At 35.3% G+C, this 16,245-nt stretch carries 13 protein-coding genes; all 13 read left to right on the top strand.

Annotated features, from left to right (window positions below):
* Window position 1 precedes the first annotated feature (1 nt).
* The 13 genes from glf to DXA57_RS02230 all read left to right on the top strand — a co-directional run bounded on the left by glf (window position 2) and on the right by DXA57_RS02230 (window position 16,162).
* Complete coding sequence (gene glf, locus DXA57_RS02290; protein ID WP_117764274.1) at window positions 2–1,102, top strand: UDP-galactopyranose mutase; 1,101 nt, start codon at window positions 2–4, stop codon at window positions 1,100–1,102.
* A 27-nt stretch (window positions 1,103–1,129) separates the two neighbouring features.
* A complete protein-coding gene (locus DXA57_RS02285) occupies window positions 1,130–2,353 on the top strand; it encodes a Coenzyme F420 hydrogenase/dehydrogenase, beta subunit C-terminal domain (protein ID WP_117764273.1) in 1,224 nt (407 codons plus the stop codon).
* A gap of 23 nt (window positions 2,354–2,376) precedes the next feature.
* On the top strand, window positions 2,377–3,561 hold the full coding sequence (locus tag DXA57_RS02280) for a polysaccharide pyruvyl transferase family protein (protein WP_117764272.1): 1,185 nt from the start codon (window positions 2,377–2,379) through the stop codon (window positions 3,559–3,561).
* A gap of 129 nt (window positions 3,562–3,690) precedes the next feature.
* Window positions 3,691–5,562 (top strand): DUF2142 domain-containing protein, encoded by a 1,872-nt coding sequence (locus DXA57_RS02275; protein ID WP_117764271.1) that lies wholly within the window; start codon window positions 3,691–3,693, stop codon window positions 5,560–5,562.
* Between the two features lie 56 nt (window positions 5,563–5,618).
* Entirely contained in the window at window positions 5,619–6,575 is a 957-nt protein-coding gene (locus DXA57_RS02270; protein WP_117764270.1) for a glycosyltransferase family 2 protein, read from the top strand.
* Window positions 6,576–6,654: 79 nt separating this feature from the next.
* Window positions 6,655–7,962: a hypothetical protein gene (locus tag DXA57_RS02265; protein ID WP_117764269.1), complete on the top strand. Its 1,308-nt coding sequence runs from the start codon at window positions 6,655–6,657 to the stop codon at window positions 7,960–7,962.
* Window positions 7,963–7,976: 14 nt separating this feature from the next.
* Window positions 7,977–8,630: a hypothetical protein gene (locus DXA57_RS02260; RefSeq protein WP_117764268.1), complete on the top strand. Its 654-nt coding sequence runs from the start codon at window positions 7,977–7,979 to the stop codon at window positions 8,628–8,630.
* Complete coding sequence (locus DXA57_RS02255) at window positions 8,611–10,533, top strand: DUF2142 domain-containing protein (protein WP_158571211.1); 1,923 nt, start codon at window positions 8,611–8,613, stop codon at window positions 10,531–10,533. The genes DXA57_RS02260 and DXA57_RS02255 overlap by 20 nt, the downstream gene beginning before the upstream one ends.
* A 39-nt stretch (window positions 10,534–10,572) precedes the next feature.
* A complete protein-coding gene (locus DXA57_RS02250) occupies window positions 10,573–11,805 on the top strand; it encodes a lipopolysaccharide biosynthesis protein (RefSeq protein WP_117764266.1) in 1,233 nt (410 codons plus the stop codon).
* Window positions 11,806–11,845: 40 nt separating this feature from the next.
* Window positions 11,846–12,631 carry a glycosyltransferase gene (locus DXA57_RS02245; protein ID WP_117764265.1) on the top strand — a complete coding sequence of 262 codons (786 nt, stop codon included), beginning with the start codon at window positions 11,846–11,848 and terminating at the stop codon, window positions 12,629–12,631.
* 17 nt (window positions 12,632–12,648) lie between these two features.
* On the top strand, window positions 12,649–13,344 hold the full coding sequence (locus DXA57_RS02240; RefSeq protein WP_117764264.1) for a glycosyltransferase family 2 protein: 696 nt from the start codon (window positions 12,649–12,651) through the stop codon (window positions 13,342–13,344).
* A gap of 18 nt (window positions 13,345–13,362) precedes the next feature.
* Complete coding sequence (locus tag DXA57_RS02235) at window positions 13,363–13,725, top strand: DUF2304 domain-containing protein (RefSeq protein WP_117764263.1); 363 nt, start codon at window positions 13,363–13,365, stop codon at window positions 13,723–13,725.
* A 7-nt stretch (window positions 13,726–13,732) separates the two neighbouring features.
* Window positions 13,733–16,162 carry an LTA synthase family protein gene (locus DXA57_RS02230; protein WP_158571210.1) on the top strand — a complete coding sequence of 810 codons (2,430 nt, stop codon included), beginning with the start codon at window positions 13,733–13,735 and terminating at the stop codon, window positions 16,160–16,162.
* Window positions 16,163–16,245: the final 83 nt, after the last annotated feature.

The following is a 16,245-nucleotide window of genomic DNA, read 5'->3' as shown; positions in this document are numbered from 1 at the left end:
CATGAAATACGATTATCTTGTAGTAGGTGCCGGGCTTTTCGGCGCAGTTTTTACTTATGAAGCAAAAAAAAGAGGAAAAAGTGTACTGGTCATCGACCGGAGAGATCATATCGCGGGAAATGTTTATACGGAAAATGTGCATGGCATTCATGTACACCGCTATGGTGCTCATATTTTCCACACCAGCAACAAAGAGGTCTGGGATTATGTGAATCAGTTTGCAGAATTTAATAATTACATCAACTCTCCTGTGGCTGTCTATAAAGACGAGCTTTACAACCTGCCCTTTAATATGAATACCTTCAGCAAGCTCTGGGGGATCCGTACACCGGCAGAGGCACAGGCAAAAATCGAAGAGCAGAGAAAAGAGCTCCACATTACAGAACCGAAAAATCTGGAAGAACAGGCACTTTCTCTGGCAGGCCGTGATGTTTACGAGAAGCTGATCAAAGGCTACACCGAGAAACAGTGGGGCCGTCCCTGTACCGAGCTTCCGGCTTTTATCATCAAACGTCTTCCGTTCCGTTTTATCTATGACAACAATTATTTCAATGACCGTTACCAGGGGATTGCTATGGGCGGTTACACGAAGATCGTGGAGAAAATGCTGGATGGTGCAGATGTGAAGCTGAACACCGACTATTTTGATTTTATCAAAGAGAATCCGGAGATTGCGGAAAAAACACTGTTTACCGGTATGATCGATGAGTTTTACCAGTATAAGCTGGGAACTCTTCAGTACCGTACCGTACGCTTTGAGACAGAAGAACTGGAAATGGAGAACTATCAGGGAAATGCGGTTGTAAACTATACAGATCGTGAGGTTCCTTATACCCGTATCATCGAGCACAAACATTTTGAGTTTGGCAAACAGCCGACAACCATCATTTCCAGAGAGTATTCTTCTGAATGGAAACCGGGTATCGAGCCGTATTACCCGATCAATGATGAGAAGAACAATGAGCTTTTTGAAAAATACCGGGAACTGGCAGACCAGGAGAAGAACGTGATCTTCGGCGGTCGTCTGGGTAACTACAAATATTACGATATGGATAAGGTGATCGCAGCAGCTCTGGAACTGGTAAAAGAAGAACTGAACTAAACGAAAACACCCCGGGAGGTAGATCCAATGTCAAAAGAAATTAAAGATATCCGCATCGTGCCGGAATCAGAGTGCTGCGGCTGTGCCGCCTGCGCAAATGCCTGCCCGGTGGATGCCATCCGCATGGAAGAAGGAAAAGAAGGCTTTGTTTTTCCGAAGGTGGATTTAAACACCTGTATCCAGTGCGGAAAATGTGTAAAAACCTGTCCGGTACTGGAGATCGACCGGCCAAACCGGAAAGAGCCGGATTGCCGGGCAGCTTATGGACAAGACGAAATCCGGAGAGTCAGCTCTTCGGGAGCCGTCTTTACCCTGCTTGCAGAGTCTGTCTTCCAGAAGGATGGCGTGGTCTATGGTGTGGCGTTGAATGATGCGTTTGAGATCGAGCATCGCCGGATCACCTCCATGGAAGAACTGGCAGCTCTCCGGCGCTCCAAATACGTTCAGAGCCGTGTGGGACTTTCCTACCGTCAGGTAAAACAGGACCTCAAAGACGGAAAGACGGTACTCTTTTCCGGAACACCCTGCCAGAATGCGGGACTGAGAAAGTATCTTGGAAAAACAGATACGGAAAATCTTATCCTGGTCGATATCGTCTGTCACGGCGTTCCTTCTCAGAGTGTTTTCAACGAATATCTGAAAGAACGCTTCCCGAAAGGCGATCTGAAAGAATTTCTCTTCCGTACCAAGGATGCCGGTCAGAACTGTATGGTCTGTCTGGCAACCAGAAAGAACGGCAGCAGGGAAATCAGTGATATCAGCGAGGATGCGTTTGAAAAAGGCTTCCATAAATCACTGTTTTTAAGAGAATCCTGCGCGCAGTGTCATTTCGCGGCACCGCCCCGGCAGGGAGATTTTACCATCGGCGATTTCTGGGGACTGGAAAAGTACAATCCGGACTATAAGGATCCTCTGGGCGTTTCTGAGGTACTCTTAAATAATGAAAAAGCGGACCGGATCTGGGCTGAGATCAAGCCGAAACTCAAATTCGACGAGCCGGTTCCTGTGGATTTTGCTGTGAAACATAACCGTTATCGGGCAAAAACAAGGATCCATCCGGACCGGGCGAAATTCTTTGAACTCCGGGGGCAGGCACCTCTTTCCGTGGTAGTGGATGCTGTCCTTGAAAACTGCTCCCTGGAAGAAGTGAAAAAAGCCAGAAAAAAGGCAAAGATCAAGGGAACCATCAAAAAACTGACACCGGCTCCGGTAAAGCAGCTGGCAAAGAAGGTTCTGAGAAAGATTCGATAAACAGGAAAGTGCAGGTTAGAGATATGAAAGATCATTATGATGTGGGAATTTTAGGCGTCTGGTACGGCTGTAACTACGGCAGCATCGCCACTTACTATGCGCTGCAGCAGACCATTGAAAAACTGGGCTACAGCACACTGATGGTACATTATCCCCGGCTGAAACCCGATGACGGGCGTATGAAAGGCCGTCATTCCATCCGTTTTGCGGAGGAGCATTACGACATCAGTCCGTCCTACCATGTGTCTGAGATCGGCGAGCTGAATCAATATTGTGATGCCTTTGTCCTCGGCTCTGACCAGCTCTGGAACTACGGAGTGACCAAGATTTTCGGTCACAGCTATTTTCTGGATTTTGCCGGAGATGACAAGAAAAAGATCGCTTATGCGACCTCTTTCGGAAGCGGAGACTTCCAGGCACCTGAAGATTTTACGGAAAAAGCGGTCCGCTGCATGCGCCGGATGAATGCCGTTTCCGTCCGGGAAAAAGAGGGCGTGGATATCTGCCGCCGTGTGTTTGGCGTGAAAGCCGATCATGTGCTGGATCCGGTGCTTATGGCTGATCCTCATGTTCTCGGCGATCTTGCTGACAACTGCGGTCTCGATGAAAAAGAACCCTATATTGCTACTTATATTCTGGATCCGACACCGGAAAAACGAGAGGCACTTCTTCATGTATCCAAAAAACTGGATCGGAAGCTCATCAATATGCTGGATGGCTGGTACAATAAGTTCCCGGCCAATAAGAAAAAACTGAATCTGCCCAACACCGTCGAAAATCTCCAGGTGGAACAGTGGCTTTACTATTTCAAAAACAGCGATTTTGTCATTACCGACTCCTTCCATGGAACCTGCATGGCGATCCTTTTTAACAAGCCCTTTATCGCCATCGGAAATCCGGCGAGAGGCAGCTCTCGCTTTGAATCTCTCCTGGGAGCATTCAACCTCTGGAACCGCTATGCAGAGCGGCCGGAAGACATCCTGAAAAACGATGCCTTCTTAAAGCCTGTCGATTATGCACCTGTGAACGCAGCCATCGAGGCTCAGAGAAAAACCTCCCTTGCCTGGCTCAAAAACGCCCTGGAGCAGAAAGGCGGCAGCGTCCTCCTTCCCCTCAGCTATCGTGCAAAAAGCTGGCTTGGCCGGAAAGTCTCCAGCGGGAAGTATCTGGTGAAACGGGTGGCGAAGAAGATTTTGAGACGGGGATAGTCATACGGGTGTATTTTCGGAAATTTTTAAATCTTTCAGAGAAACTTTCTGAAGGTTTCTCGTTTGCAAGGGTGACAAAATTCAGTTGTAACAGTTAAGTATTATGGAAACAGAAGAGGTTTATCTGATATGCCGGATATTTTAAAGAAAATCCTGAAAGAAATACTTGTATTGCTTCTTATTATCGCTGCGTCTTTTGGAATCGAACTGCTGGTATTCAATTACCGCACCTTTGTAAAAGGTGAAAAAGCAGATATTTTCTATCAGCAAGGTAGCGAAACACCGGAAAGTCTGGAAACAGTGGAAGAAATGGCTCATGGTGTCCGGTTGGTGATGAAGGAACCGACTTACATTAAGAAACTGCAGGTGGTTTTAAATACTCCGGAAAAAATAGATTACACCTTTTATGTGCGGTATGATAATAGCTTTAAAACAGAGGAATTGGAAAAAGTAACAGATGCTTATTGGCCGGAACTGGGAAGTGGCTTTTCAAATATAGACAAGGATGTGAAAGTACTTTCGCTTGCTTTTCCAAAAGGAGTGGAACTGAAAAGCATTCATCTCTACAGTATTACTGCAATGAATAAATATCGACTGCTGTTTCTGATGATCACTCTTTTACTTATTTATGTGATTTTTACAAAAAAACAATGGTTTAGCAGGCAGTTAGACTGGATTACGGCGGCTGCAATCCTGATTCTTGGTTCTTTTACAATCTTTTCACAGGGAATCAGTGAAAACGGCTGGGATGAACAGATCCATTTTAAAAATGTTTATCAACTGTCATTTGTCGGTGGAGAAATCAAAAGCAATGATACGTATCGGCTAATGTGTGACCGTCTGACCAAGGACAGATATAATACGGCAGAAGAAAAAGAATTGTTGACACAGTACCTGAATGATAAATATCATTCCAATGAAGAAATGATAGAAAATAGTGTCGGTTTCAAACCTTCCTATACAGGTTATCTTTTGCAAGCCTTTGGCGTCTGGCTTGGACGTTTGATGAATCTGTCTTTCAATCGAATGTATATGCTCGGAAAGTTCATGAATTTGCTGCTCTATGTCATAGGAATGTTTTTTGCAATCCGATTGATGCCGAGGAAAAAGGAAATAATCGCAGCATTGGCCATGGTGCCGACACAGGTCTATATTGCTACAACCTACACTTATGATGTGACTTTGAATGTATTTATGATGCTTGGAATGGTCTTGTGGCTGAAAGCGGTTCTGGAAGAAAGAACAAATGCCATCAGATACCTTCTTGGAAGTGTACTGGCTTTTGGCTTTGGTTCTCTTTCAAAAGCAGTTTATATTCCTATGATCGCGGTATGTTTCTCTATACCGGAGAAGATTTTCAAGGATAAAAAACAAAAAAGATCGTTTTTTATTCTTGTTAGTGTAGTGCTGCTTACGGTCCTTATGACCTTTGTCCTTCCCACACTAATTTGGAACGCAACCGACCAGATTGGAACCACAGGTGATCCAAGAGGCGGCGATACGGACGTGGTCCTGCAGCTTCGGAATATTATGGCTTATCCGCTACAATATATCAGGCTGTTTTTTAAAGAAGTGTTCAGAGAATTTGGCCGTTACTTTGCCGGTACACCGGGGTTGGCATTCTTTGGCCGTATGAACGAACTTCCCTCCAGATGGAATTATATACTAATTCCATGGATTTTTGGTATGACTTTCCTTTCCAGGAAAGAAGACTGTTGGGTATTGGAGAAGAAATATAAAATTTCTCTTGGAGTGATTCTCTTTGTGGTACTGGGTCTGATCTGGAGTGCACTCTATCTCTCTTATTCACCAGTAGGTGCTACCCACATCAGCGGTGTTCAGCCGAGATATTATTATCCGCTGATGTTGCCATTGATGTTGCTTTTGGGGAATAAACGATGTGTAATTGATATTTCTCAAGATGGTTATATAAGAATTGCAATAGTTGTACCACTTGTGTTGATGCTGGTGGGAATGTATGGAAATTTTTTTGCACAATAAAATTGTGTCGTAAATAAGAAGAGTAAAAGGTTTCAAGATTAGAGGGGAGATAAGGAATGAAAGAACTAACAATTATAGTTCCAGTATATAATGCAGAAAATCACATTGCGAAATGTTTAGATAGTATCTTGCCACAATTAAAAGATGAATATGAACTTTTGTTAATAAATGATGGTTCCAAAGACAAATCAATGGATATACTAGAGTTATATCAGAAGAAAAAACCAAAATCTATAAGAATTATTGATAAAGAAAATACTGGAGTAGCAGAAACCAGAAATCTTGGAATAAGAGAAGCTAGGGGAGAATTTATTTGTTTTATAGATAATGATGATTATGTAGATAAAGAGTATTTTTCTACATTTTTAAATACTATAAAAAATTCAGAAATGAATTTGGTTATGGGAGGTTATAGAAGAGTAGGGAAAAAAGAAATTAAGTTTGTGGTGAAACCAGTCAATTCAAAATGGTTTAAGTTTACAGTGCCGGCTCCGTGGGCAAAAATTTATAGGAAAGAATTTCTTCTCAAAAATGAAATAAAGTTTTTAAATTATAAATCAGGTGAAGATATTTATTTTTGTCTTGATTTATTTGCGAAAACAGATAAGATAAAAGTAATTGATTATATTGGATATAATTGGTTCTACAATGAAGAAAGTGTTTCAAATACAATTCAAAAAGGATTTAATAAAAAAATTGATGTAGTAGAACTTATGGATAAGCTTTATAGTGTGGGAAAGAATAAAGACGAGTATTTTCAGTACTTTTATGTAAGGTATTTAGTATGGTATTTATTATTTTCAGGAAAAACTGCTTCAAAAGAGGATTTTATGAATGAATACGTGCGAGAATTCAGATGGTTAACAGAAAAGAAAATTCCTATAAAATATCCATTTTATTCTTCTAAACTTAAAGGGGAAAGAATAAGCGTAAGACTCAGTGTTGCAATATTCTTGATGTTACATAAAGTACATTTAGTTGGTTTGTTTGCTTCTATATTTTGTAAAAGTTAGATGACGTTTGCTATTTCTGAAAACTTAGTTTGAAAATATAATAATGTGTTTTTAAAAAGTCAGAAAGGAACGAGTAATTATGCTATTTAATATAAGAAAGAAAAAGAGTAGAAGATTATTATTAAATATTGTATTTGTATTAAGTCTGGAAACTTTAGGAAGCCAGACGGCATATGCAGAAAAAAATACAAATTATATAACCGTTCAAGTTTTTGATAAAATTTATTCTGGAATATTTTCAGGAAAAGAAGAGAATGGGATGCCAGAAGGAAAAGGAAGCGTAGAGATAGAATTTAACGAAGAGAAGTGGAGTCTTTCTGGAGAATGGGAAAATGGAAAACTCGAAGGAGATGCTGAGATAAAAAACGAGGAGGGAGCAATCATATATGTAACATATGAGGAAGGGGTGGTTAATGGAGGAGTAAAAGAAGTTTTAGCAGATGGAAGCTACAAGGTGTATAAATGTAATCAAGGTGAAAAATATGGAAGCGTCTATGAATACTCGCCAAACAATGAATTGATAAGGCGAGACTGGATATATGAGAATGAAATGATTAGTTCTTTAACTGAAAAAGCATCAGAGTTTACTTATGAAGAATTACTTCAGGATCCAGAAACTTATAAAAAAAGAATAATGAAGTTAACCGGAGAAATCGTTGCTGTCTATAATACAGACGGGGAAGCGTATTTAAAAATTTTAGGAGAAGATGGAAACATATATTGGGGATATTATAAAAATACACTTGTAAATAATTATAAACAAGCCCGAGTTCCTAATTTTGAAATAGGAGAGATGGGAGATTTTTATGGGACGTTTGAAGAAGTATGTTTATTATCAACAGATGCTTTGTATAATACAAAAAGCATTTTAAATTTAAACCCTAAAAGATTTGATTCTGTTTCAATAGCAATGGCTTACAGTAGTATGTTGCAATATAAAGATTCTGATCAGGGAGATAGAAATACTGCTGTGCTAGACAAAGATTTCTATAATTCTTGTCCAAAATTAGAATTATTTTATGCTGAGAAAAATGGGTTTGAAGATATAAATAAAAAAGAATTATCACTGGACTATAAGGAGATTTGTGAATTTCCATATCTTTACAGTGGAAATAAGAAACAAATTGAGGGAGTTGTAAGACAGGAAATTATTAATTATGCAGATGAAGAAAAGGTATATGCAGCGTTTTTATTAGAGACAGATAAGCATGAACTCTATTATGTTACATATTATTTTGAGGATGAAACTAAAATCCCTGTGGTAGGTAACCGAATAAAAATAAAGGGAGTTTTAAAAGGAAATTATAAAACACTTTATTATGATGAAAAGGAAATTAAAACATTTTATTTATTAATGCCGAGAGTATCTGTTGTAGAAGCAAATTAGGCGGTATTTGTTTTATGAGGATTGACGTGAGAAAATATAAAAAAAAATATTTAATTGGTTGGCTAACATTTGTGATAGAAGTTATGTTATTCTTTTATTTTCTGGCATTTCCAGTTATAGAAGAAAATGCTTACTATTTTAATACAGATAACATTGAAAACATTGGGAAAGCAGGAGTAATAACAAATAGTAGGACGAATGTACTTTCAATTCAGGCAGATGGGAAAAAACTCACAAGCGTTATGGTCAGTTTTTATATGGAACAAGATTTTGAATCAGGAGAAATTATATATCAGGTCTTTCATGGGGAGGATGAAATATCTGATGGTGTGTTTGAATTGAAAAATTTAATAAATGATGGTAGTTCGCCGTATTTAAGCAAGATACCTGTTAATATAGAAAATACAAAGGGCATAAAAATTATTTTTAAAGGATCGGATATTTCATCAAATGTAAAAGTTGGTTTGTATATTGACAATTTAAATGGACAAAGTTATGTGAATTTAAATGATGAGAGTATAAATAGATATCAAGTTCCAGTTTTTCAGTTAAATACATACAAAAAAAGTTACCCATATCAATGGGATTTATTACTTATAATGACCATCAATGGAATTTGGATTGTATTACTTAAGGAGAAAAGGTATTATGAATTGCCTCATAAATAAAGTAGGGAAGATTGGAAAGATAAAAAAATGGTGTATAGGATTTATCTGTTGCTTCTTGATAACAGCAAGCTTAGAAGTCTTGTTTAATATACATTCTATATTGGAAGGTTATGAAGCAGTATCTGTTTTATCTTCTATGAAGGAAAGAAATGATTTTGGTATTAATATATATAAGTTGGAGTTGGAAGAGCCTATATATATAAAATCAATTTCTATAATGGGAGATTTTAAGAAAAGTGGAGCATATACGCTTTTATTAAATGAGCAAAATATGTTTGGAAAAGAAATAAAATCTCAAGAAGTGGATGATTTTAATGCTGCATATCAGATAGCCTCAACAAATATCAATAAAAAGATATCTTCTTTAGAGATTCAAATAGGCGAAGATCAGGGAACTGAAATTCAGGATATTATTATTTCAAATTCATTTGAGGTAAATAAATATCGGTGCCTATTAAGTTTTGTGTTTTGTGTACTCTTTCTTTTGATTTTATTTGTTCCAAGTATGTTAAAAGAAAAAATAGCAGTTTTCTATGTCATAACTTCTTTATCGGTAGGATGTTTGATGATTCTATTTGCAGGTGGAAGATATGTTGCATGGGATGAAGAAATTCATTTTTCGAGTGTATATAAATTGGCTTCAGATTATACAGTTAATTGGAATAAAGCGGCATATATGGTAGCAACTAAAAATGTGCCAGACTCTAATACAAAGCTGGAAGCAGCAGAAATTCGGAACTATTTAAATAGCGAAGGCTGTAATTGGGAAAAAGTAGAAGATAAAGAGTCTTTATTTGTAGAATATGCAAAGAGACCTTTTATATTTATGGCAGTTTTTTATCAACTTGGAAAAATTTTGAATCTTCCATTCACCTATGTATATATGCTAGGAAAACTAGGAAATCTTTTGTTCACTACATTACTTATTTATATTGCCATAAAAATTGCAACTAGGAAAAAAACATTTATTGCTGCAATTGGAATGATGCCTACAGTTATTTTTTTAAATAGCACCTATACATACGATGGCACGATAATTGCGAGCTTGATTTTAGGCTTTGTTCTTTGGATGAATGAAATGGAGAGTGACAGAAAAGTAGATACTAAAAATTTAATATTTATTATAGTGCTATTTGTTTGGGGATCTTTTTCTAAGGCTGTCTATATACCTGTTATCTTGCTATTATTAATAATTCCAGCAGATAGATTTTGTATCTCTAGAAAAAAAGTAGTATTATTTAAAATTGGAGTAATCGGAGTGTTTCTTCTACTTATGGGAACATTTGTTTTGCCGGCTATTTCCAATACAGTATCTGGTAATCTTTCATATGGTGGAGACAGTAGAGGCGGAGATACAAGTACAGTAAGGCAATTGATATCACTTTTGAGTCATCCAGTTTCTGCAATAAAATTGTTTTTTGCTAATATTTTTTCACTCGAAAATATGGGAAATAGAGAATCAATACTTGTAGATAATAATGAGATGATGACAAATTTATTATTTTTGAATTTATCATCTTTTGGATGTCTTCATGAAAAGTGGAGCATTTTGTTATTACCAATATTATTTCTTTTGTTTTTTGTTGATTCCGAAAATGAGAATGCTAGTGTGAAAATAAAATTTACAACAAGAATCTCTTGTGGCTTGGTTTTATTTATGGTGATAGGTTTAATATGGGTTGCCCTTTATCTTGGTTTTACGCCGGTAGGCAGTGATTATATTACAGGGGTACAAGCTAGATATTATTTGCCAATTTTGATGTTGGGCGCATATATTTGTTGGAATAATAAAATAATAAGCAGAATGAATTCACTTGTCTATAATAGAATTATTTTTACAGGAATTGCGTGGCTGCTGTTTCAATGCATCTATAAATTGTGTCTTATTCCGCATTATTTATAAGATATTTAAAGGAAAGGTATCGTTGATAAGGATTTTAGAATGGATAATAATATAAGTAAGGCATTCATCTGGAATACATTAGGTAGTGGTGTTTATTTAGGCTGTTTATGGCTCCTAAATATACTGGTTGTACGTTTTGGCAGTTATTCAGAAGCAGGAATATTATCGTTAGCTATTTCAATTGCAAATGTAGTCCAAAGTGTCTCACTGGCGGGAATACGAAATTATCAAGTTTCTGATGTCAAAGAACGATATTCGAATTATACATATATTTGCGTAAGATATATTACTGCTTCTATTGCATTTGCAGGGTGTATTTTTTTTCTGTTGCTCAATGCTTATAGTAGATATCAGGCACTGTGCATAATAGGTATGTCTGTATATCGAATGATTGATGCTCTGACAGATGTCTATCATGGAATATTGCAGAAAAAATGGAGGTTGGATATTGTAGGAAAAGCTCTTGCTATTAGAGGTGTTCTTATCGTATCCATATTTATAACTATTCTTTCTATAGGGAAAGGTTTACTGTTGGCTATTATTGGAATGACAGTGGTATCTTTTGCAGAGTTTATCGTATTTGAATTACGAAAAACCAAAAAAGTCGATTCGATTATAAGGAAAGTAAATAAAAATGACATTATTTCGCTTCTGATTTATTCAATACCGCTGACGATATATTCCACATTGTTAAACGCAATTACTGTAGTTACAAGATATTATATAGAAGCTATTTGTGGTGAAGAATTATTGGGATATTATGCATCTATTTCTTCCCCTGCGGTAATTGTGCAAGTCGCAGCAACTTATATATTTACACCACTAGTGGGCGTTTTTGCCGAACTTTATAGAACGGGAGATAAAAGAAAATTTGATAAATTAATAATAAAATGCCTTGGATTGGTTTCAGTTCTTATTGTGTGTGCTTTGGTCTGCTGTCAATATCTTGGGGATTGGGGATTACAGCTGTTGTTTGGTAAAGAAATTTTGAAACATTCCTATCTATTGCAGCCAATAGTTATTTCAACAGCATTAATGGCTGTTATATTGTTCTTGTCAATGTTGCTTATTGTAGTTCGAAATATGAAAATTCTGGTATTTGGAAATCTTGTCGGTTTTTTGCTAAATGTTATATTTGCACCTGTCTTAATTCGTAAGTATAATATGCAGGGAGCAAATTACATCTTAATTCTATCATTATTTATTGATATGATCATTTTATCGATTGGATTGAGACATTCTGAAAAAAGAACTATGAAAAGTGAAAAATGACTTTGTCTTCTAAAGAAGAATACGAGGAAAGGAAAATAGGATGATGAAACATACTTTTGTAATATGTGCATATAAGAAAAGTGAGTATCTTGAGGAATGTATTTGCTCTATTTTGAAACAGACAATAAAAAGTAATGTACTTATTTCAACGTCTACCGACATTCCATTTATAAGAGAGATGGCAAAAAAATATGATATTCCTTTGTATGTAGCCGAGCATAAATCAGATATAGCAAAAGACTGGAATTTTGCATATAAAAAAGCAAATACAAAGTATGTTACTATTGCTCATCAAGATGATATATACGATGCAGATTATGCCAAAACAGCAATTTCTATGCTTGAAAAAAATAAAAAACCATTAATATTTTTCTCGGATTACTATGAAATAAAGAATGGAATGAAAGTTGCTGTTACAAAGAATCTAAAAATAAAAAGAATTTTGCTTTATCCATTAAGAGCGAAAGTACTTCAGAGTAGAAAAATAGTAAAAAGAACAGCCTTAGCTTTTGGAAATCCTATTTGTTGTCCGGCGGTTACTTATGTAAAAGAAAATCTGCCTGAAGAGTTATTTAAGCAAGGATATAAAAGTAATATTGACTGGGAAGCCTGGGAACTTTTATCAAGGAAAAATGGTTCATTTGTTTATCATCCCAAAAGCCTGATGGGACACAGAGTTCATGAACAGTCAACTACCACAGAAATTATTGGTTCTAATCTTAGGACTCTGGAAGATGTAGAAATTTTAAAAAAATTTTGGCCGGAAAAAATAGCAAAAGCAATTGGAAAGGTTTACAAAAAATCTGAAGAATCTAATAATGCATAAAACGGAGGAAAAAACAAATGAGTGTATTACTAATTATTCCCGCATTTAATGAAGAAGCATCTATAGAAAATGTAGTAGATAATATTAAAAATAATTTTCCGCAATATGATTATGTAATTATAAATGATGGATCAAAAGATCGCACTTCCGAAATATGTCACAAAAACGGATATAATATTATAGATTTACCGGTAAATTTAGGTTTGGCAGGAGCTTTTCAAACAGGAATGAAGTATGCATATCAAAATAAATATGATTATGCAATCCAATTTGATGCTGATGGACAGCATAGAGCAGAATATATTGAAAAAATGTATAAAGAAATTGTTAAGGGGTATGACGTTGTAATTGGTTCTCGATTTGTAACAGAGAAAAAACCATTTTCAGCAAGGATGATAGGAAACCGTTTGATTAGTTTGGCAATAAAAATCACAACAGGAAAAATAATTACAGATCCAACGTCGGGAATGCGACTTTTTGGAAGAAATGTTATGCAAGAGTTTGCCTATAATATCAATTATGGTCCGGAACCAGATACGATTTCTTTCTTGATAAAAAAAGGAGTAAAAATATCAGAAGTACAAGTATCAATGGATGAAAGAGAAGCTGGAGAAAGTTACTTGAATTTTACAAAATCTATTTTATATATGTTAAGAATGATGTTGTCTATTTTAATTATGCAGAATTTCAGAGAAAGACCTGTAAAAAAATAAAAAGAAGGAGAATGCGCTATGTCAATTTCATTGAGAATCTTACTGGTTTTAATTGCGATATTAAGTACATATTCTATGTTAAAGAGAATAAAAAAATTTAAACTTCAGATTGAATATGCAATCTTTTGGATTGTATTTTCGGCATTTTTGGTTATTTCAGCAATTTTCCCTGAAGTTTTTAATTTGTTTTCGAAAATATTAGGCGTTTATTCACCTGCAAATCTTGTGTTTGCGTTCATTATTTTTGTTTTATTGATCAAAGTGTTTTTTATGACAATTGAGTTATCTCTTCTTGAAACAAAACTAAAAGAATTAGTACAGCATATTGCTTTAGAAGAGAAGGAAAATGATGCGAAGGAAAATAGTGAAAAAAAGGATTGATTCTCAAATGAGCAAGATCCCATGTAAAAAAGTACAAGCTGCTATACTTTTAGTACTTGTACTTTTTGTTAATATCAGTGCATTGAAATCACAAATGAATGAGAATTATATTTTTTCGTCAGGAATGCTTTATCAAGATAATCCAGACTGTAAATTTACAGAAGAATTCACAAAATGTTCAGATGAAATGGTTCAGTTTTTTGTTCCGCAGAAAGAGAAGCTAGAAGAAATTCAAATACGTTTTGCGATAAATAATCCACAAGATGATGATAGAAGTTTAAAACTGAAAATTCAATTGTGTGATTCCAATGAAGAACTATTATATGAAGAGGAAATTGGAGCAGACAGTTTTGAAGATTGGCATGAGTATGTATTTTCAGTAAGAACGAAGGTAAATGTTGGAGAACGATATCAGCTGAAATTTACTCAGTCAGGAATAAAACAGGGAAAAAACAAGGTTTATATGAAATGTTTTATTGCCTCGGAGAGTGCCAGAGAAAATATATGTTATACATTTAATGGAAAAAAAGAAGAAGGAAATATTGAACTGACCTACGTATATAATTATAGCAATCTTACTCCATTCGTTTATTTTTTGATATTTGAAGGGGTTTTAATATTGTTGCTACTTATCTTGAAAAATAGCTATAATAAGTACGGTGAAAAGATAAATAAAAAAATAAACGCTGCTTTGTGGATTGTAAATGTCCCAGCTGTCTTTTTTTTGGTACAACTTATTGCAACAGAATCTGCTAGTGTAAGAAAAGAATATGTATGGTTAAATCTTTTGATATATTATGTGTTTTTCAGTTGGTTGGCGATTCTATTTAAAAAAGTAAAAATATCCATTATAATTATGGATACTTGTATGCTTATTCTTGCACTGGCTGAATATTTTGTAATGAAATTTAGAGGACAAGCAATTACACTGTTTGATATTGTGAATATAAAAACAGCAACTACAGTCGCAGGTTCTTATAATTATGATATTTCACTACAAGTATGTATTTACATATTGTGTTTCTTGTTTTTTATTGTGTTACAGTTGCTATTCCAAAAAGGGGAAATCAGTGAAAATAAGAGGCGGACGGTACGTTATCTGTTGTGGTCTGGATATAGCTTGATTCTGGTTATAGTAGGGATTAATCTTAATAATATTGGAATTTTTAGCGAACTGAATTTATGGGATATTTCTAGTGATTATAACGAAAAAGGGTATATATATACGCTTCTTGCAGAAGGACATTACATGAAGGTAAAACGACCGAAAAGTTATTCTATAAAAAATGTTGAAGAGATTGTTGATAATCTAACGAGTGATAAGGAAGAGAAAACCTTAATAGTTCCTGAAAATATAATAGTTATTATGAATGAAAGCTTTGCAAATTTGGAAGTTATAAATGAAATAGCTACTGAGGATTCTATTTTGCAATATATTAAAAGCCTTGATAATGTCAGCAAGGGATATCTTTATGTACCTGTTTTTGGAGGAGGAACAGCAGAAACAGAATACGAAGTTCTTACTGGAAATTCAAAGCAATTTCTTCCTGCGGGAAGTTCAGCATATGGATTTTATACACACGATCCAGAGTATGGACTGACGTATACGTTGCGACAGCAGGGATATTACTCAATTGCTCTACATCCATTTGATGGGACAAACTGGAATAGAAATGTGGCATATCAAAAAATGCAGTTTGATAAATTCTTTTGTCTGGAAAATTGGGAAGATAAAATTAGCTGTCTGCGATGGTGTGCGGATGATAAAAGTGCATATGATAAAATAATACAACAAGTTGAAGCAAAAAATAAAGGTGAGCGTTTATTCGAGTTTTGTGTTACGATGCAAAACCATGGGAGTTATGATAAGGATAGTTCTGGTGATTTTGTGCCTACGGTGGATTTAAACTATGATAAAGAATATCCGCTTGCGGAAACATATTTTTCAGCAATTAATGTGTCTGATCAAGAATTAAAAAGATTACTGGAATATTTTAAAAATCTCAATGAAACCACAATGGTAGTTATGTTCGGAGATCATCAACCTGCTATTGAAGATGAATTTTATGATGAATTATTTGGGAAAAAGGAAGAAAATTTAACAATAGAAGAATTAGAAAAGAAATATATGACCCCATATATAATCTGGTGTAATTATCTCTGTGAGACAACAGAAGAAAATATGAGTTCTAATTATTTTGGTTCTTATATTCTTCAAAAAGCTGGTTTGAAGATGAGTTTATATGAAAAAAGTCTTTTGACAATCAAAGAAACATTGCCAGTTATCAATAGAGGTAATGTGCAGGATAAAAATGGTCAATGGTTTGCCATTGATGAAAATTTGCCGGAGGACTACAAAAAAATATTAGAACAATATGAGACCATCCAGTACAATAATATTTTTGATAAGACAAATCTGGTGGCGGTTATGAGATAAAAAGATTGATATAGCGAAGCCTTGTAGTTGCGAAAAAAACTGTATAGTAGAATAAAAAAGATTCCAGGCTTAGAAGGATGGTG

The sequence above is a fragment of the Blautia sp. OF03-15BH genome (genome assembly GCF_003463065.1).
GTDB lineage: Bacteria > Bacillota > Clostridia > Lachnospirales > Lachnospiraceae > Limivivens.
The sequence above is the reverse complement of the archived record's forward strand: the minus strand, read 5'-3'. Positions and strand labels throughout refer to the sequence as shown.

Excerpts from the sequence above, each read along its gene's own strand:
- glf (WP_117764274.1), top strand. The coding sequence starts at position 2 with ATGAAATACGATTATCTTGTAGTAGGTGCCGGGCTTTTCGGCGCAGTT.
- DXA57_RS02285 (WP_117764273.1), top strand. The coding sequence starts at position 1,130 with ATGTCAAAAGAAATTAAAGATATCCGCATCGTGCCGGAATCAGAGTGC.
- DXA57_RS02280 (WP_117764272.1), top strand. The coding sequence starts at position 2,377 with ATGAAAGATCATTATGATGTGGGAATTTTAGGCGTCTGGTACGGCTGT.
- DXA57_RS02275 (WP_117764271.1), top strand. The coding sequence starts at position 3,691 with ATGCCGGATATTTTAAAGAAAATCCTGAAAGAAATACTTGTATTGCTT.
- DXA57_RS02270 (WP_117764270.1), top strand. The coding sequence starts at position 5,619 with ATGAAAGAACTAACAATTATAGTTCCAGTATATAATGCAGAAAATCAC.
- DXA57_RS02265 (WP_117764269.1), top strand. The coding sequence starts at position 6,655 with ATGCTATTTAATATAAGAAAGAAAAAGAGTAGAAGATTATTATTAAAT.
- DXA57_RS02260 (WP_117764268.1), top strand. The coding sequence starts at position 7,977 with ATGAGGATTGACGTGAGAAAATATAAAAAAAAATATTTAATTGGTTGG.
- DXA57_RS02255 (WP_158571211.1), top strand. The coding sequence starts at position 8,611 with ATGAATTGCCTCATAAATAAAGTAGGGAAGATTGGAAAGATAAAAAAA.
- DXA57_RS02250 (WP_117764266.1), top strand. The coding sequence starts at position 10,573 with ATGGATAATAATATAAGTAAGGCATTCATCTGGAATACATTAGGTAGT.
- DXA57_RS02245 (WP_117764265.1), top strand. The coding sequence starts at position 11,846 with ATGATGAAACATACTTTTGTAATATGTGCATATAAGAAAAGTGAGTAT.
- DXA57_RS02240 (WP_117764264.1), top strand. The coding sequence starts at position 12,649 with ATGAGTGTATTACTAATTATTCCCGCATTTAATGAAGAAGCATCTATA.
- DXA57_RS02235 (WP_117764263.1), top strand. The coding sequence starts at position 13,363 with ATGTCAATTTCATTGAGAATCTTACTGGTTTTAATTGCGATATTAAGT.
- DXA57_RS02230 (WP_158571210.1), top strand. The coding sequence starts at position 13,733 with ATGAGCAAGATCCCATGTAAAAAAGTACAAGCTGCTATACTTTTAGTA.